At 56.6% G+C, this 17,539-nt stretch carries 20 protein-coding genes and 1 pseudogene; 14 read left to right on the forward strand and 7 right to left on the reverse strand.

Annotated features, from left to right (window positions below):
* Positions 1-13 precede the first annotated feature (13 nt).
* Entirely contained in the window at positions 14-1,207 is a 1,194-nt protein-coding gene (locus K1V27_RS11265) for a M24 family metallopeptidase (RefSeq protein WP_258930093.1), read from the forward strand.
* Here the strand turns inward: K1V27_RS11265 and K1V27_RS11270 are convergent.
* Complete coding sequence (locus K1V27_RS11270) at positions 1,197-2,042, reverse strand: amidohydrolase family protein (protein WP_258930094.1); 846 nt, start codon at positions 2,040-2,042, stop codon at positions 1,197-1,199. The two genes, K1V27_RS11265 and K1V27_RS11270, sit on opposite strands and share 11 nt — an antisense overlap.
* Positions 2,043-2,247: 205 nt before the next feature.
* Here K1V27_RS11270 and K1V27_RS11275 point away from each other — a divergent pair, with 205 nt between their 5' ends.
* Positions 2,248-3,069, forward strand: a complete 822-nt coding sequence (locus tag K1V27_RS11275; protein ID WP_258930095.1) for an inositol monophosphatase family protein — start codon at positions 2,248-2,250, stop codon at positions 3,067-3,069.
* 61 nt (positions 3,070-3,130) lie between these two features.
* Here the strand turns inward: K1V27_RS11275 and K1V27_RS11280 are convergent, their stop codons facing one another.
* Positions 3,131-3,532: a hypothetical protein gene (locus tag K1V27_RS11280; protein ID WP_258930096.1), complete on the reverse strand. Its 402-nt coding sequence runs from the start codon at positions 3,530-3,532 to the stop codon at positions 3,131-3,133.
* 299 nt (positions 3,533-3,831) lie between these two features.
* Here K1V27_RS11280 and K1V27_RS11285 point away from each other — a divergent pair, with 299 nt between their 5' ends.
* Positions 3,832-4,761 carry an AEC family transporter gene (locus K1V27_RS11285; RefSeq protein WP_258930097.1) on the forward strand — a complete coding sequence of 310 codons (930 nt, stop codon included), beginning with the start codon at positions 3,832-3,834 and terminating at the stop codon, positions 4,759-4,761.
* Between the two features lie 175 nt (positions 4,762-4,936).
* Here the strand turns inward: K1V27_RS11285 and K1V27_RS11290 are convergent, their stop codons facing one another.
* The 3 genes from K1V27_RS11290 to K1V27_RS11300 form a co-directional block, all read right to left on the reverse strand.
* Positions 4,937-6,349, reverse strand: a complete 1,413-nt coding sequence (locus K1V27_RS11290) for a sigma-54-dependent transcriptional regulator (protein WP_258930098.1) — start codon at positions 6,347-6,349, stop codon at positions 4,937-4,939.
* A 64-nt stretch (positions 6,350-6,413) separates the two neighbouring features.
* Positions 6,414-7,706 carry a dihydroorotase gene (locus tag K1V27_RS11295; RefSeq protein ID WP_258930099.1) on the reverse strand — a complete coding sequence of 431 codons (1,293 nt, stop codon included), beginning with the start codon at positions 7,704-7,706 and terminating at the stop codon, positions 6,414-6,416.
* A 26-nt stretch (positions 7,707-7,732) separates the two neighbouring features.
* A complete protein-coding gene (locus K1V27_RS11300) occupies positions 7,733-8,677 on the reverse strand; it encodes an aspartate carbamoyltransferase catalytic subunit (RefSeq protein ID WP_258930100.1) in 945 nt (314 codons plus the stop codon).
* Positions 8,678-9,104: 427 nt separating this feature from the next.
* Between K1V27_RS11300 and greA the strand changes: the two genes are divergently transcribed.
* Complete coding sequence (gene greA / locus K1V27_RS11305; protein ID WP_258930101.1) at positions 9,105-9,572, forward strand: transcription elongation factor GreA; 468 nt, start codon at positions 9,105-9,107, stop codon at positions 9,570-9,572.
* A gap of 29 nt (positions 9,573-9,601) precedes the next feature.
* Here the strand turns inward: greA and K1V27_RS11310 are convergent, their stop codons facing one another.
* Positions 9,602-11,521 carry a polysaccharide biosynthesis protein gene (locus K1V27_RS11310; protein ID WP_258930102.1) on the reverse strand — a complete coding sequence of 640 codons (1,920 nt, stop codon included), beginning with the start codon at positions 11,519-11,521 and terminating at the stop codon, positions 9,602-9,604.
* Positions 11,522-11,695: 174 nt separating this feature from the next.
* On the opposite strand from K1V27_RS11310, the gene cysC reads away from it, so the two are divergent.
* From cysC to K1V27_RS11340, 8 genes are all read left to right on the forward strand, one after another.
* Positions 11,696-12,340 (forward strand): adenylyl-sulfate kinase, encoded by a 645-nt coding sequence (gene cysC, locus K1V27_RS11315; protein ID WP_258930103.1) that lies wholly within the window; start codon positions 11,696-11,698, stop codon positions 12,338-12,340.
* 390 nt (positions 12,341-12,730) lie between these two features.
* Positions 12,731-12,949, forward strand: coding sequence for a DUF4258 domain-containing protein (locus tag K1V27_RS22790; protein ID WP_353740565.1), 219 nt, complete (start codon positions 12,731-12,733; stop codon positions 12,947-12,949).
* A gap of 3 nt (positions 12,950-12,952) precedes the next feature.
* Entirely contained in the window at positions 12,953-13,234 is a 282-nt protein-coding gene (locus K1V27_RS11320) for a DUF2283 domain-containing protein (RefSeq protein ID WP_258930104.1), read from the forward strand.
* Between the two features lie 84 nt (positions 13,235-13,318).
* Entirely contained in the window at positions 13,319-13,564 is a 246-nt protein-coding gene (locus K1V27_RS11325) for a type II toxin-antitoxin system Phd/YefM family antitoxin (protein ID WP_258930105.1), read from the forward strand.
* Between the two features lies 1 nt (position 13,565).
* Positions 13,566-13,817 (forward strand): UPF0175 family protein, encoded by a 252-nt coding sequence (locus K1V27_RS11330; RefSeq protein ID WP_258930106.1) that lies wholly within the window; start codon positions 13,566-13,568, stop codon positions 13,815-13,817.
* A 7-nt stretch (positions 13,818-13,824) separates the two neighbouring features.
* Complete coding sequence (locus tag K1V27_RS23235; RefSeq protein ID WP_492226229.1) at positions 13,825-14,418, forward strand: PIN domain-containing protein; 594 nt, start codon at positions 13,825-13,827, stop codon at positions 14,416-14,418.
* A gap of 132 nt (positions 14,419-14,550) precedes the next feature.
* A complete protein-coding gene (locus K1V27_RS11335) occupies positions 14,551-14,886 on the forward strand; it encodes a MarR family EPS-associated transcriptional regulator (RefSeq protein ID WP_258930107.1) in 336 nt (111 codons plus the stop codon).
* A gap of 353 nt (positions 14,887-15,239) precedes the next feature.
* Positions 15,240-15,506, forward strand: coding sequence for a type II toxin-antitoxin system Phd/YefM family antitoxin (locus tag K1V27_RS11340; protein WP_258930116.1), 267 nt, complete (start codon positions 15,240-15,242; stop codon positions 15,504-15,506).
* Between the two features lie 81 nt (positions 15,507-15,587).
* Here K1V27_RS11340 and tnpA read toward each other — a convergent pair.
* Positions 15,588-15,818: pseudogene (tnpA, locus tag K1V27_RS23160) on the reverse strand (IS66 family insertion sequence element accessory protein TnpA); the annotation flags it as partial.
* A gap of 479 nt (positions 15,819-16,297) precedes the next feature.
* Between tnpA and K1V27_RS11345 the strand changes: the two are divergent.
* Positions 16,298-16,564 carry a hypothetical protein gene (locus tag K1V27_RS11345; protein WP_258930108.1) on the forward strand — a complete coding sequence of 89 codons (267 nt, stop codon included), beginning with the start codon at positions 16,298-16,300 and terminating at the stop codon, positions 16,562-16,564.
* A gap of 574 nt (positions 16,565-17,138) precedes the next feature.
* Positions 17,139-17,539: transposase (locus K1V27_RS11350; RefSeq protein WP_258930109.1), on the forward strand; the 401-nt coding region annotated here is incomplete at its 3' end.

The raw sequence follows: 17,539 nt of genomic DNA on the forward strand, positions 1-17,539 counted from the left end.
GGGGTATTCAAGCATGCACACTGTTCCCATGAGCGAGATTGCAACCCGCGTCACCACCTTCCAATCGCTGCTGGCAAAACAGCAGGTAGACGCAGCCATCATAAGGCAGAACGCCGATCTCTATTATTTTACCGGGACCGTGCAGGACGCTCATTTCATCATCCCTGCGGCAGGTCGGCCGGTTCTGCTGGTACGCCGGGATTTCAACCGCGCCCACGAGCAGTCCCCGGTTCGCCCCATGGTGCAGCTGCAGAGCATGAAGGAGCTGCCGGCGGTCGTGAATGACTGCTGCGGCGGCTCAGCGCCCAGACGTCTCGGCATGGAGCTCGACGTGCTGCCCGCCAACACCTTCTTCTACTATGACGAAAAACTCTTCCCACGGCAGCAGATCGTCGACATCAGCGGGCTGGTCCGCCAGGTGCGGATGATCAAGTCACGCTGGGAAATTGCCGCCATGCGGCGCGCAGGCGAGATTTCACGGGCGGTTGCCGATGCGGTGCCGCGACTGCTGCGCCCGGGCATGAGCGAACTGGAACTGAGCGCCGATCTGGAGCATGTGGCGCGCAGGGCGGGGCATCTCGGGCTGATCCGACTGCGCTCATTCAACATGGACATGTACTTCGGGCACGTTCTCTCCGGCCCGGAAGCCGCCACCCCCTCTTATGCCGACGCCCCCACCGGAGGCCTCGGGCTGAGCCCCGCCTTCGGCCAGGGACCGGGCACACGGCGCATACAACCCGGGGAAGTCGTCAGTGTCGATACCATGATGAACTGGAACGGCTACCTCAATGATCAGACGCGCAACTTCTGCATCGGTGAACCGCCGGCAAAACTCGCCGAAGCGTACCGCTTCGTTCAGGAGCTGCACAGCCGCTTCTGCCGGCGCGCCATGCCCGGCGCCGTCACCGGGGAACTCTACGAGCAGCTCCAGCGGTGGGCTGAAGAGGCCGGCTGGGCTGACTATTTCATGGGCTTCAACGCCAGCCGGGTGAGCTTCGTCGGCCACGGCCTGGGCCTGGAAGTGGATGAATTTCCTTTCATCGCCCAGCGCCAGCAGCTCGCGTTGCAGGAAGGAATGACATTTGCCCTGGAGCCCAAGATCATCATTCCTCGAGTCGGCATTGCGGGCCTCGAGAACACCTACCTGGTCACCGCCGCCGGCCTGGAATCCCTCAATACGGCCGACGAGGAGCTGATCATCGTGTGATCCCGAACAGCCGGGCCGCATTGCCGCCGGCAATGGCTTCCACGGTTTCCGCCGCAAGCCCGGCGTGGGCCATCTCGGCAAAATAACGCCCGGCAGTCAGCAGCGGGTAGTCGGTACCCAGCAGAATTCGCTCGCCGCCCGCAATCTCGACCATATGACGGTAAACCTCCGGCCTGTACAGGAACGGCGAAGCCGCCGTATCGTAGTAGACATGGGCCAGGGCCTCAGGGACTTCCCTGCGAAGCAGCTCGTAGCAGCCCAGGCCGCCTCCCCAATGCGCCAGGATCAGCGGCAGACCCCGGGCGAGGCGGGCAAGAGCATAATAGAAGCGCAGGCCGAAAGGAGCCTTCCCCGGGTAGGCGTGCCCGATCGGCTCGTTGGCATGGACCAGCAGCAGGGCATGGTGCGCCCGGCAGCACTCGATCAGCCGCTCATAGCACGCGAGCGCCGTGCTCTCGTCACACTGCTCGTAGACGGCCAGTTCACCGAGGCCTCGAGCTCCCGCCCGCAGCACGCGCTCGGATTCCTCCAGGGCGCCCGCCGCCAAAGGATTGACGCAGCCTAGGGGAACCAGGCGCGAGGCATAGTTCGCTGCCGATTCCAGAACATAGTCGTTGTGGCGTGCGGCAAGCTCGGTATTCTTCCAGGGGAAGCCGAATGTCACCGAGCAATCGAGGGCGGCCTCATCCATCGCCGCCATGAGGGTCTCGGCGGTGGCCAGCCGGGCTTTGGGATTTGCATAGAGCGCCTGGAACATCGGTTCACCGTCGAAAAATCTGCTGCGATCCTTGACGATTTCGGGAGGAAATATATGCGTGTGCACATCGACTTTCATTGGCTCATCCTTGAGTATGGCCACTGATAAACGCCGATGAACACCGATACCTCATCCCTTCTCTTTTGATCCCCGTCCATCCGTGTTCATCCGTGTTCATCTGCGGCCGCAAAGTAAACTCCAACGCTCTGTTTGATTTATGGCTGCAGAACTGGCATAAGACCAGTGTGCTCAACCCGAAACATGACAGCAAAAGGCTTAAAGCATGCTCGAAAAACTGGAAAAAACCGCCCGCACCGCCATCCTGCAAAGCGGCGACGTGATCCGCCGGCACATGGCAATGGGTTCAGAATATGCCGTCCACAATAAGGGCCCTTCCGACTATGTCACGGAAATCGACAGAGAGAGCGAAGAGTTGATCATTCAGGCAATCCGCCGGGACTTTCCGCATCATCAGATCATGGCGGAGGAAACCTCCAATATCAAGTTGGAGGAAGACGTCACCTGGATTATCGACCCATTGGACGGCACCACCAATTTCATCCACGGATTCCCCTTCGTGGCCGTGTCCATCGCGGTCGCCATGCGCAAACAGGTGGTTGTGGGCATGGTGCTGGACCCCGTTCGAGACGAGCTGTTCACGGCTCGGAGAGGCCGGGGAGCGCGCCTCAACGGGCAGCGGCTGCAGCTGAAGCAGCTCACCGAGCTCGACCAGGCGCTGGTTGCGACCGGCTTCCCCTTTCGCGCCAAACACCTGCTGGAACCCTACCTGAACACCTTTCGCGCGGTTTTTTCCAGGGTCAGCGGAATCAGGCGGGCCGGCTCGGCAGCGCTGGATTTGGCCTATGTGGCGGCGGGGAGAGTGGACGGTTTTTGGGAAGCCGGGCTCAAACCCTGGGATGTCGCTGCGGGGAGCCTGCTGGTGACCGAAGCGGGCGGCCGGGTGGACGACTTCTGGGGCAACCGCGGCTATCTGCAAAACGGGCATATCGTGGCCGGCATCGACCCGGTTCACCCTTTTCTCATGGACCAAGTGCAGCAGTTCCTGGCACCCGCAGTGAGCAGATCCACTGCGGGGCATTTTTGACCTGCCGGCCGGAGCTGAGCCACGCCGTCCGAGTCGCTCAACCCGAAGCCGGCAAACCGGTCTATTCGGCAGGCGCCACATTCATGGCCATGAGCTTCCGGCTGCTCTCGAAAACCACTTCCATTTTGCGCGGAGAAATCACTTTGCTCACCACACCAAATCCGAACTGGGAATGGGCGACCAAATCGCCCTCGCGATAGCTGTCGGAAATTTGGTAGGCGGGAATGGAGTCCTTGTTTGCTTCCAGCAGCAACTGGCGCCAGTCGTCTTCGGTCTTCGGCCTCGAAACGCCTTTGTAGAGCACCGAAGGAGCGAGCTCGTCATCGTCCTCCGATTCATCGATCAGCAATTCTTCATCACCGCCGAAATCCAGCTCTTCTCCCTGGTCATCGAGGTCCATGCTTTGATCGTCATCGTATTCTTCCATGGCTGCATCGTCTTCGGTTCTGGTTTTTTTGGGCATGGTAGCTTCCTTCACCTTCTCCTTTATTCTTGCCAAAGCCGGGCGATTCCTTTACCAGGGAGTTTCATCGGTCAGCAGATGTTGCCTGGCCTGCTGCCGCGGTCCGCATCACGAACCCCCTCGCCCCGAACGCGGAGGATTAGCGATTAAGGGTTAAGGATTCTCGCACAACCTCTTGAACAGGATAACCGTATGATTTGATCCCACTCCACAGGTCGAGCTCCCTGTATTAAAACCCGGAATAAACGTCAAGCAATTTGTGCCCAACCTTATAACCATCATTCGCCGGCGGGACAACCATGCTGCACATTGCAGAGACCATCATCCCCGTTTTCAGCATCATCCTCCTGGGGTTCTTCCTCAAGCAGAGGCGCATCATCGATCCGGCTTTCGCCGGGACCGCCAACCAGCTGGTCTTTTATGTAGCGATTCCGGCCATGCTGTTCAATTCCATATCGCGCGCTCCGTTCAAGGAAAATTTTCACCTCACGGCTGTGTTCTGCCTGCTGCTGGCCATTTCCGTGCAGCTCATGCTGAGCCTGCTTGCGGCACGTTTGACGGCGGTGCCCCTGAAATATCGGGGGACCTTTCTGCAGAGCAGCTTTCACGGCAATCTTGGCTACATGGCCTATGCCGTGGCCTACTACAGCCTGGGGCAGACGGAATTCGCCCGGACCGCCATTTTGAGCAGCTTCCTGATGATCGCCCAGAACCTCATGGCCGTGTGGGTTTTGGTGGCGTTCAACCCGGATCGCCAGGTGCGGGAAGCCAAAGGTGGTGAAGTCTTTGTCAGGAGCATCCTGCGCAACCCCATCATTTTGTCCGTGACCGTGAGCATGGTTTACTCGGCGTTGGCCCTGCCGCTGCCCGTTCCCATTCAACGCGGCTTTCAGATCCTCTCGGGCATGGCTCTGCCCACCGCCCTGCTGCTCATCGGCGCCGGCCTGTCCTTCAGGGCCCTGCGCCTGCGCCTCAAGGAACTCCTCTGCATGGGTGCGCTGAAGCTGGTGTGCTTTCCGCTGTTGGGCCTGATCATCATGAAACTGGGCCAGGTGCCGGAATTTTTCATCCTGCCCGGCATGATTCTATTGGCAGCGCCGCCGGCGACGGTCACCTATGTCATGGCGGTCGAGCTCAAGGGCGATCCCGAACTGGCCGCCTCCGGAATTTCCGTGCTCACCCTGGCTTCTGCCCTGAGCTACAGTGTTTTGCTGCTCCTGTTCTCCTGAAAGCCTGTCCGCGAATTCCCTCTCCCGCGACCAACGCAGGTTGGGTTGAATGCAATGAAACCCAACACCTCACATGAAATGTCGGGGTTCGTCACGCCTACCGCGTGACTCTACCCGACCTACGCTCTAAGCCGGTATCCTATTAATGCCCGGCTGGAACCGGCACAATCGTCTGTCACGGAGCGGACGGATCGCCGTCCTGCTCGTCATCGCCCGCCAGTCCGTATTTGATCAGCCGGTAGCGCAGCGAACGGAAGCTGATTCCCAGCAGCTCGGCGGCCTTGAGCTTGACTCCCTTGGCCTGTTCCAGGGCCTGGGAGAGAAATCCCCGTTCGATTGCCGCCAGGTGCTCATCCAGGTTGATGCCCGCGGGGGGCAGGGGCGGCTTGGGTGAAGGCTCCGGGTCACACCGGCGGCGCTTGTAGTTGGCCAGAGTCAAGCTGTCGGGCAGGATGATGCTGGACGATTCGAGCACCACGCTACGTTCCACAATGTTTTCCAGCTCGCGCACATTGCCCGGAAAATCGTAGCTGGTGAGGATGTCCATGGCATAGGAAGAAATCTTGCGCACGTCCTTATTCAAGGTTTTTCTGAATTTCGCCAGGAAATAATCCGCCAGCAGGGGGATATCCTGGCGCCGCTCCCGCAGCGGCGGAATATTCAGGGGCAAAACATTCAGGCGGTGGTAGAGGTCCTCGCGGAATTGCCCTTCGATCACCATTATTTCCAGGTCCCGGTTGGTCGCTGCAATGATTCGGACATCCACCGGGATGTCTTCGGTACCGCCCACCATCCTGACGGTTTTTTCCTGCACCAGGCGCAGCAGCTTGACCTGCAGGCTGTGGGACAGTTCACTGATTTCATCGAGAAACAGCGTGCCGCCCTGGGCGGCCTCGACGAGCCCTTTGCGGGTCGAGACCGCACCCGTGAAGGCCCCTTTCTTGTAGCCGAACATTTCACTTTCGATGAGACTTTCCGGCACCCCGCCACAATTGACCGCGATGAAGGGCTTGCCGCACCGCGGGCTTTGCCGGTGAATGGCCTTCGCCACCAGCTCTTTGCCGGTGCCGCTCTCGCCCGCAATCAAAACGTTGCTGGCGGCGGCCGCCACCCGTTCGATCAAGTCATAGACCCTGAACATGGCGGGGCTTTCTCCCACCAGGCAACCGAAGTACAGGGGACCGACCCTGGTTTTCTCATGCGCAGGCTGCTCCTCCCTGATCTGCAGCGCATCGGCGATCACCGCCCGCATTTCGGCCACCTTGAAAGGTTTGGGCAGGTAGTCATAGGCGCCTTCCTTCATGGCGGCAACCGCCGTTTCGGTGCTGGCGTAGGCCGAAATGATGATGACAACGGTTCGGGGGGATATCCTCTTGCATTCCTTCAGAACCTGCAGTCCGTCAACCGGCTTCATCCTGATGTCTGTGATGACGAGGTCGAAGGTTTGCCGGTGCAAAATGTCCACGGCCTCGACCCCGCTTGCCGCACAGCACACCTCGTACCGGTCTTTTGCGAGCATGATTTCGAGAAACTCGCGCATGCTTCGTTCATCGTCCACCACCAGGATTGTCTTGCGCTCAGAGCTCATCTCTGCCTTGATTCACCCAGCCACCGCCGGTATTCTACGGCTTCCAACATCATGCTTTGGGAAGCTATGCCCTATGCCCAAACACCACCCGGCCCTGCACCAGGGTCATTTCCACCCGGCCCTGCACCCGCCGGCCATGAAACGGGCAGTTGCGGCTCTTGGACTGAAACGCCTGGCTGTCGAGGGTGTAGGCCGCCTCGGGATCGATGACGGTCAGGTCGGCGGGCCGGCCTGTGACCAGTACCCCGGCGGGAATCCCCAGGATGCGCGCCGGGTTGCAGCTGACCTTGGCAATGGCTTCGGAAGCGCTCAGCAGCCCCTCGCGAACCAGGTCCAGGATGAGCGGCAGGGCGGATTCGAGCCCAATGATGCCGTTGGCCGCATATTCGAATTCAATGTCCTTTTCCACCGAACTGTGCGGCGCATGGTCGGTGGCCACGGCGTCGATTGTCCCGTCCTGCAGGCCCTGCCGGATAGCCTCCACATCGGCCGGCCGGCGCAGCGGCGGATTCACCTTGTACAGCGGGTCAAAGGTCGCCAGGGCCTCGTCGTTCAGGCAAAAGTAGTGGGGAGCCGTTTCCGCCGTCACCGCCACTCCCCTCCCCTTAGCATCGCGGATCAGGCGCACCGACCCGGCGGTGCTCACATGTGCAATGTGCAGGCGACTCCCGGTCCATTCCGCCAGCAGCAGGTCCCGGGCAACCATCACTTCTTCGGCTGTATTGGGAATGCCCTGGAGTCCCTGCGCCGTGGATATGGGCCCTTCGTTCATCAGTCCGCCCCGGGAGAGATGGAGGTCTTCGGCATGGCTTATCACCAGGAGATCGAAAATTTTCGCGTATTCCAGGGCCCTGCGCATGAGCAGGCTGTTCATGACCGGTCTGCCGTCGTCCGACACGGCAACCACGCCGGCTTCGCGCAGTTCGCCGAATTCCGCCAGGCTTTCTCCGGCCGAGCCCGTGCTGATGGCACCCACCGGGTACACCCGGCAGGATCCTTGCTCCCTGGCCCGTTCCAGGATGAACCGGGTGACTGCAGCGTTGTCATTGACCGGTTTGGTGTTGGGCATGCAGGCCACCGCCGTGTACCCGCCGGCCACCGCCGCCCTGGTGCCGGAAGCAATGGTCTCCTTGTATTCCTCGCCGGGCTCGCGCAGATGAACGTGCATGTCCACCAGGCCGGGCACGATCCACTTGCCGCGCGCATCCACCTGGCGCAACTCCCCCGGCCGTTCGCAACCCAGCTCCAGCGCGGGCTGAATGGCCTGCAGACAGCCGTCGACAATGAGCACATCGGCGACCTGGTCCACCCCGCGCGCCGGATCAAGAACCCTTCCCTGCCTGAAAAGAATATTCAAAGGAACCTCCCGTGATTCCACCCGGCCTATTCCGGCCTTTGTCCTCTGTCTTCCGCCCTCTGCGCCAGCAGGTAGAGCAGCGCCATGCGCACCGCAACCCCGTTGGTCACCTGGTCCAGGATGAGCGAATGCGGCCCGTCCGCCACCTCGGGGCTGATCTCGACCCCCCGGTTGATGGGCCCCGGATGCATGATGACAACGTCTTCCCGGGCCTTTTCCAGCCGCCTGGCATTGATTCCGAACACCATGGAATATTCCCGCAACGAAGGCAACAGCATCTGCTGCTGCCGCTCCTTCTGGAGCCGCAAAACCATAATGACGTCGGCGTCGGGTATGGCCTCTTCGGGACGGCGGCAGACTCGCGCCCCCATCCGCTCGATTTGCGGCGGAATCAGCGTGGTGGGACCGCACAGGACAACGCTCGCGCCCATCTTCTTGAGCCCCCACAAGTTGGACCGTGCCACCCGGCTGTGGGCGATATCCCCCACAATCAGGACGGTGAGCCCCTCCAGCCTTCCTTTGTGCTCGCGCATGGTGAGCATATCGAGCAGGGCCTGGGACGGGTGCTCGTGCATCCCGTCGCCGGCGTTGATGACCGCGGCGCTGGTTCGCTGCGCCATGCGCGCAGGGGCTCCCGATGCCGAATGCCGGATGATGAACACATCGGGCTTCATGGCCTCGAGGTTTTTCAAGGTATCCAGAAACGTCTCCCCCTTGACCAGTGAACTGGCGGAAGCCGTGATGCTGTAGGTATCGGCACTGAGCCTCTTGGCGGCGATATCGAAGGAGGTGCGGGTGCGCGTGCTGGGTTCATAGAACAGATGGACGACGGTTTTTCCGCGCAGCGTGGGGACCTTCTTGATGGAGCGCGTATTGATCTCCTTGAACGACTTGGCCAGGTCCAGGATGTGTTCGATTTCGTGCGCCTCGAGATCCCGTATGCCCAGCAGATCCTTCCGATTGAAAGGCATAGATTGTATTCCTTCCCTTCGCCTGACTTCCCCCCGACAGCGGGGGAGCAACCCGGGGGCAGGCGGCAACTAAACGGATTCCTTGTTAAACTCTTTTATCCACCCTGAATCGGCAAAGCCCCGGACTGCAAACCGCCGCGCAATGTTCCGGGTGTGCCTCCGGGCATACCGGCCTTGCACAATACCGACTCGAGTCGATCCAGCATAGCCTAATGCAGTCATTTTTTTTCTGCAAGAAGCTAGACGTGTCAAGCCCGAAATCTTCCAGCACCTGGATCGGCTGCCACGTAGCCACGTAGGTTGGGTAGAGCGAAGCGAAACCCAACACAGCCCCTTTTGGGCTGCAGCATCCCGACTTCCGGATTCGCTTGACAAGAAAAGGCAATATTATTAAATAGCAGCGCAATATCTCAGGGAGGCAAGACAAATGGTTAGAGTACCAATCACAAAGGAAGGCTACGAACGCCTGAAAGATGAACTGCAGCGTTTAAAGAGGGAAGAGCGCCCCATGGTCATCAGGGCCATCGAGGAAGCGCGGGCGCACGGCGATATATCCGAGAATGCCGAATATGAAGCCGCCAAGGACAAGCAGGCCATGATCGAGGGGAAAATCAACGACCTGCTGCAAAAACTCGGCAGCAGCGAAGTGATTGAACGATCGGAAAACGACAACGGCCGCATCGTGTTCGGCAGTACGGTCAAGATGGAGGACCTGGAAACGGGAGAAATTGCCGCCTACCGCCTGGTCGGACCGTATGAAGCGGACGTCCAGACCGGCACCATATCCGTCACGTCACCGCTGGGCAAGGCGCTGATCGGCAAGGAGGAGGGCGAGGAGGTGAAGGTTCAGACCCCCAAGGGCGTGCGCAATTTCGAAATCCTCCAGGTCGCTTGAGAGAATTAAGGATTAATCCCTAATCCCGGCTAGTCGAGGTTCGACAGAGCATCGTCCGCCTTGTACTCCGGGACAATCTCCTTCAGGCACTGCTTTATGGCGGCGGCGTCATGCCGTTTGGCCGCTGCGTAGAGAATTTCCAGCCGCCCATCGAGCCAGTTCTGGAGCTCATCCTGCGTTTCCAGCCCGGGGCGCAGCCCGTTGCATCGCAGCACCATGATTTTCTTGTGATGGGTGGCCACCACGTCTTCACCGGCGGTGATGAGCTCCTCGTAGAGCTTTTCGCCCGCGCGCAAGCCGGTGAACACCACCTGGATGTCGCGGTCGGGCTCCTTGCCCGACAGTTTGATCAAATCCCGCGCCATGTCCAGAATTTTGACGGGGGTGCCCATCTCGAGCACAAAAATTTCCCCGCCTTCTCCCATGCCGCCCGCCTGGATGATGAGCTGCGACGCCTCCGGAATGGTCATGAAATAGCGCGTCACTTCCGGGTGAGTCACCGTCACCGGGCCGCCCTTTTCAATCTGACTGCGGAAAAGAGGAATGACCGATCCGGACGATCCCACCACATTGCCGAATCGCACCGCCATGAAGCGGGTATCGCCGCCGTTGATGGACTGCAGGATCAATTCGGTGATTCTCTTGCTGGCGCCCATCACATTGGTGGGCCGCACCGCCTTATCGGTCGATACCAAAACAAAGCGCCGCACCCCATGCTCCAGCGCCATCTCCATGGTGATGCGGCTCCCCAGAACATTGTTGAAAACGGCTTCCCACGGATTTTTTTCGATCATGGGCACGTGCTTGTAGGCGGCCGCATGGTACACCACCAGGGGCCGGTATTTGGCAAAGATTTTGGCCATGAGCGGCCGATCCTGGACTCTGCCGAGCACCGGCACGATGTTCGAGAAGCCCAGCTCATGCAGCAGCTGCATCTGGATCGCATAGAGATTGGCCTCGCCCGCGTCCAGCAGAATGAGCGAGGCAGGGTCAAAGCGAATCAGCTGGCGGCACAACTCGGAGCCGATGGAACCGCCGCAGCCGGTCACCAGCACAACCCGGCCGGCGATGTAGTTGCGGATATCCTGCACATCCAGCTGCACCGGGGGGCGCCCGAGCAGGTCGTTGAAATTGACGTCGCGCAGGGCCCTGATGCTCACTTTGCCGTCCAGAATTTCTCCGTAGCCCGGCATGATCTTGTAGGGCACATCGGATTCCTCGCAGTAGCCGACGATGCGCCTCACCTGCTCACCCGTCGCCGACGGCGTGGTGATGAGGATCTGGTCGGCGTTCAGGTCCAGCACGGCACGCGGCAAAGTCTCCACCGATCCCAGGATGGGGACCCCGTGCAGGGTGCGCCCGATTTTGCCGGGATCGTCATCCAAAAACGCCACCGGAAAATACTGCAGCTGCGGGTTTTCCTCGATTTCCCGCAATATCTTTTCCCCCGCGCTGCCCGCCCCAACCAGAACCACCCGCCGGCAATCCCTGCGACTTTTGGCCCGCCAGGGCAGGCACGCATCCACCACGCTGCCCCGGATGCTCTTGATCCCCATGGCCGAACGGATCATCACCCGCAGCGAACCCACGAACACGAAGGTCAATACGCTGTCGAGGATATAGACGGAACGGGAAAACCCCTGGAAACGATAGAGGTACGTCACCACGGCGACCATGATGAGGGAGGAAAAAACGCAGGCCTTGGCCACCTGCCAGAAATCTTTCAGACTGGTGTAGCGCCACATCCCCCGGTACAGGCCAAAGACGTAGAACACGGCAATCTTGAAGAGCACAATGTAGCCGATGGAACGATAGAGCTGCTTGAAGGATGCGGCCGGGATGGAAAATTCGAAGCGCAGCAGATAGGCGAGCGCCAGGGCCGCGGCAATAAGCAGCGCATCGCCCAGCAGCATCAGGTAAAGCTTGGGGTTCCTCAATTGACGCAGCATGATCTCTGGTGTTGTCTTCCTCTGATGATGAACCGATTTTTCAAGGGACTATTACTTATTGGGCGGTGGGTGTCAAATGGTTTGTGCGCTGGTGTTTTTTGTTGACAGACATTTTCAGTCTTTATAATGTTCATTGGCTGAACATCTTTCAAACAAAACAAGGACAATCGACCCATGAAAACCGATACGCATGAAACCGGGGAAGCCACGGCCCAAACCTTCTTCCCTTTTCAATCCTCCATCCTGTGCTCCGACCGGCACCTCCTGAACGGCCACCGCAGCGCCCTCATCTGGTTCACCGGGCTGTCGGGCAGCGGCAAATCGACACTGGCCCATGCCGTCGAAGAGCGCCTGTACCAGTTGGGAGTGCGAAGCTATGTGCTGGACGGCGACAACATCCGCACCGGGCTCAACAAAGACCTGGGGCTGTCGCCCGAAGACCGCAAGGAAAACATCCGGCGCATTGCCGAGGTGGCCAAGCTCATGGTGGATGCCGGGATACTTGTTTTCGCCGCGTTCATCGCCCCCTATCGCGAAAGCCGCGCGTTTGTGCGGGGGCTGATGAACGAAATCCCCTATTTTGAATGCTATGTGAAATGCGCCCTGGAGGTGTGCGAAGAGCGCGATCCAAAAGGGCTGTACAAGCGCTCGAGGGCCGGAGAGATCACAAACATGACGGGGCTGTCGGCCCCCTATGAAGCACCGGAAAATCCGGACATCCTGGTGGAAACCGACCGCCATTCTTTGGACGCATGCGTGGACCGGCTGCTTAACTTTTTAATCGAAAAAAGAATCGTGATTCGCCGCCGGAATTTTTGAGCGGCCGACGCAATTCATCCTGATTCCTCGCACATCAGGAGTCCCTGGAGAGAGGACAAGATTCATGCCCCATGCTTTTTGGCTTCGACACCGCCACCGGCCGCCTGCTGGTAAATTCACGCCGTGAACAGTGGGCAACAACCTACCTTCGTACAACCCAGGAACAAGTCGGTGGAACCGAGTTGGCGGAGCTGTGTGGGGCGTTCACTTGAGTGAACCGCAAAGTACGCAAAGATAAGCCGCCGCCCGAAGGGCCGGATCTTTTCCTGATCGGTCTTCCCCGATCAGGGAAAAAATAAAATCCTTAGCGCCCCTTAGCGCCCTTCGTGCCTTAGCGGTTCAAATACCAAATCTATCGCAGAATTTAAGATGCGATGAAATCAAACCATGATGTTCTCTTATACCCGTCACGCACTGAGACGAATGAGATGGAGGAAAATCTCCAGGGAGGAAGTCGAAAATACCATACAGTTTCCCGATAATCTTGAACCTTCGCTTAAGAATCGACTGAATGCCTACAAGGCCATTGGAGGCAGGTTATTGAAGGTGACTTATTCCCGCAAGGATGATTTAATTTCAGTAGTCACAGTGGTATGGAAGGGAGAATGAATCATGAGAATCGAATACGATAGAGAAGCAGATGCACTTTACATCTCCTTGCAGGAAAAGGAGGTCTTCAGGACTCTGGAGCTCTCGGAAGGAATAAACATCGACATTGACGAGCAAGGAAGACTTATCGGCCTCGAAATTCTTGATGCGATCGATAGATATTCACTTTCTGACATCTTCGACTTGACAACGGAAAACCTGTTCATCGATGACACCATCCTGTCACGGAGAGGTACTGACAAGACTGGTGCTCCTTTGAATGCAGCCGAATCCGGTGCAGGCTGATGCTGCAACTATTGAAGAAACATGAGCAACGCTTGGTATTTATTATGGTCGACCTAAACTATGGTCGGTCATAATATGAGGTTAATGACGAAGACACTACCGCCTTCAGAAGTCAAAATGAAACTTAGCGCCCTTGTGGATTCGGTTTGCGCCACGGAGCAAGAAGTTGTGATCACCCAAAATGGCCGCCCTGTGGCGGTGCTGGTAAGTCCTGACGAGTTTGAGAGCCGGCGGGAAACCGTGGCTGTAAAATCCGATACGGAGCTGATGGCTGAGATCAATAAGAGCATAGTTGCATTGAACCCTTTTTACAGAACGCCGGGAGACTGATATGGGAAGACTATGTGTTGATTATCCGCAGTCACTTCCTGCTGTCCTCAATCTCAGTCCTAAATCATTTGAGGAGGAAGCAAAGATGGCACTCGCAGTGCAATTGTTCGAGATGGGTCGCCTGTCATCCGGCCAGGCAGCGTCTCTGGCTGGAGTGCCGCGCGTGACTTTTCTGTTGAACTGCCACCGATTTGGGGCCCCAGCAGTCGAGTGGGACGAATTCGAACTGAATTCTGAATTTGAGGAGTTCTAGCCGGATGATGCTCGGCCTGGTATGTAACACTGGTCCGCTCATCGCTTTGGCAATGATTGACAGACTGGATCTTCTCAAGTTGCTTTTCCGAGAGGTGCTGATTCCCGAAGCGGTCCATAGGGAAATAGTGCAGGGAGGTAGTGCGTCAGCGGGATTATCCGCGTACCGGCAGGCATCGTGGATAAAAGTGAAGCAGCAATCCGCGAGCGCAAGCAAACGAAGTTACAGACTGAATATGCACCACCCAGTAAGAAAGGACGAGCCGAGAAGTCTCAAACTCCGTGCCTTCCGTGCCTCTGTGGTTCGCTTTAATTTTTTTATGAATATGACGCAAAACGCCAACAACTCCAAATTCAGCGACTACCGGGTCCTAAAAATTCTAACCGAGGAGCCGCACACGTTATCTGATCGGGCAAGATTCAACAGGATTCTTAGCAACTTATCAACTTATCAGCTTGTACTCAGCATCCTTCGCGCCTTAGCGGTTCCACAAAAATCAGTACCACGAAGACACAAAGTACGCCAGGAAGGATTTGCGAGCAGGCTCCATTGCATTTTTCCCTTGACACCGCCCCACCGTTTCTATACGTTCACGCCCTGAACGCAACCTCGGTTATGGTTTTTTGTTCTTCGTTTTTCAACGCTCCAAACGATCTAAACGAATGACCGTAACCGAGTTGGCGAAGCTGTATCCTTCGACAACATCCATCCCATCCGCACGCAACGCAAAAACATGGATGCTCACTATCTCATCCTAAAGACCTTAAACGAGACTCCCAACATCTCCCAGCGCCTCTTGGCCGAAAAAATGGGCATCAGCCTGGGCAAGGTCAACTTCTGCCTGAATGAGCTTGCCAGGAAAGGCTGGATCAAGGTCGATCGGTTCAAGAACAGCCAAAACAAGATGGGCTACGCTTATTTTTTGACACCGCGCGGATTGGAGGAAAAAGCTCGACTGACCGTTCATTTTCTCAGGCGCAAGGCGGAAGAATACGAGCTCATCAGGCAGCAGATTGACGAGCTCCATCAGGAGCTGGAAAAGGAGCGGCAATCTGTGCAGAACACATGAGTGAACCACAAAGACACAAAGAGCGCAAAGAAAAAACTCATTCCTTCGCGCCCTTTGCGCCTTAGCGGTTCCAAAAAAAATCTCAACCACGAAGATAAAAAACAACGCCAAGCGGTTCCAAACCAACAGCTCACATGGAAGCCACAGCCCGTCAAATGGTAAACTGTGCCATTACTTCAAAATGAACTTGACCCTTTCGATTGGACCGCTTCATCGTATCACTGTTTCACAGCCTCGGGATAACAGAGTAAAGTAAGGTTCCCCCTAGCCTGAACGAAGACGTGAGCTTGATTCGTCGCTTAGTATTTATTATGATCGACCTAAACTATGGTCCACCATAATAGAGGTTAATGATGAAAACGCTACCGCTTTCAGAAGTCAAAATGAAACTTAGCGCCCTTGTGGATTCGGTTTGCGCCACGGAGCAAGAAGTTGTGATCACCAAAAATGGCCGCCCTGTAGCGGTGCTGGTAAGTCCTGACGAGTTTGAGAGTTGGCGGGAAACCGTGGCTGTGAAATCCGATACGGAGTTGATGGCTGAGATCAATAAGGACATAGCCGCATTGAAGAAAAAAAAGGTACACCTGTATACCCTTGAAGAACTTTGCGGGAAGGAGTGATGCCGAGCGGGCAAACAAAACTCCGCGTACCCGATGAGGTTGTCGAATTAGTCCGGCATCTCCATCCCGAACTGAAAGCCAAGGTAAAGGCTGCGTTAACGAACATTCTTGAGGCACTCGCTTCGATCGTGCGTTGTGGTAACCAAAGAACTTGATGCTCAGTCCATGCCTGCGGCAGCATTCGGCCTGCGACAGACCGTTTGTGCGATATTGCTCCAGGTGATGCTTCCAGAATCTTCGCCGCTCCTGACCCTCAGCCGACCGAGTCCTCTTCTTCATGATCGCCTCCTTCATAAAGTGTGCGGCGATCATGACACACAATCAGTTCACCCGGAAGATGCGGTTGGCTGTTCGCTTACGATTCAACAGGGGCAGGCCATATCCCGCAGTTCGCCGTTGGACTGCACCCAGTTCCACTGCCGGCAGAGCACCCGCGAGATCTGTTTTCGTCCCCTGCTCCAATGGGCACGGGTGAGATGGCTTTGATCTCGGGGAGATGCTCTTCAGAACGGTTCTTCTGCGAATCGTGAGCGGTAGCATATCCAGCCTATAGCAGAACAAATCCGTGGACGCCGCTAAAAAGTGAGCAAAGGACCAAAAAATTCCCTGGAGGTATCCCAAACAGGCAATGACAGGCTATCGGGTTGGGTTGAAAATAAAAAGGGTGGGTTGAAAATGGCCCATCGCACGGGCCTTTCGAGTTGTTAAATCACCTCATTAATGCAGAGATTTCGAGAATATAACTTGGCCAAACCCCTTAAAAACCTTAAAAACGTTAATAGGGAAAGAAGATGGTTGTTTTTAGAAAACAAGAAATAGGCGATGTGCTATTAATTGAGACTTACGGCGAACTTCATCGAATTGAGGATAAGTTGAGGTTTTACCGAGCCAAATACCAGCAGGATTTTATAAGCTTCTCGGAACGAATTGGGAATGAAGAAGAAAACTTTGAACATTTTGACGATTTCATCGAGTGGAAAGCCTACGAAAACCTTTACCATGACACGGTTAAGAAGATTGAGGATCTAAGAAGTGGAAATTTTCAAGTTGCTCAATGAGTCCTCAATTGTGCTTTCATTTGATGTTCTTGACTACAGAAAATGGGAAAGTGCCCTCTGTGAGGTTGCCAGATGTCTTGGCATCAGTCGCATGGGAGTTCATAAAGCTGTCGCAAGAGGAAAGGAATTGGAAGCCAACAAAATGTTTTTGGAGTATCTGGACTGAAAAGTTTACAAAGTTGCAAACGCCCTCTTATTGGCACTGAGTTATTGTTAGCTTAGCCCGACCCTTGGAGAAACCGGACGAACCGCCAAGACATAAAGAACGCGAAGGAGAGCTGCCTCCCGCAGGGCCGGATCATTTCCTGATCAATTTTTCCGGATCAGGAAAAAATAGAATCCTTGGCGTCCCTTAGCGCCCTTCGCGTCTTCGCGGTTCAAAAATGTCAAATGTGTAGACCTGACCCTCACTGTATGAATAAACTAACCAAACTACCAACGTCCCTTATTCCCCGCTTATGAACGCTCCGCGATTTGCACAAGACGACGTAAAAGCAAATTGTACTCAATCCTACAATGCGTGATAATCCGCAATCCTTCAATCCTTGAGAGCCTTACAACTTTGAGCTTTTCTATGCCTCGTCAACCCCGATTAGACGCTCCCGGCCTCCTGCAGCACGTCATGGCCAGGGGAATAGAGCGAAAACAGATCTTCAAAGATGGCGCGGATCGAAGGGACTTTCTTGAGCGGCTGGCAACCATCCTGGAAGAGACGCAGACACAATGCTACGCATGGGCTCTAATTCCAAACCATTTCCACCTGCTGTTACGCACCGGCGCGACCCCGCTCAGCAAAGTCATGCGCCGGCTGATGACCGGCTATGCCGTCAGCTTTAACAAGCGCCACCGGAGAGCTGGGCACCTTTTCCAGAACCGCTACAAGTCAATTGTTTGCGAGGAGGATCCGTATCTGCTCGAGCTATTGCGATACATTCATCTCAATCCCTTGCGGGCTCGACTGGTTGGCAGTCTCGT

Origin of the sequence: Desulfoferrobacter suflitae (assembly GCF_022603395.1) — a bacterium.
In the GTDB taxonomy this organism is placed as follows: domain Bacteria; phylum Desulfobacterota; class Syntrophobacteria; order Syntrophobacterales; family Syntrophobacteraceae; genus Desulfoferrobacter; species Desulfoferrobacter suflitae.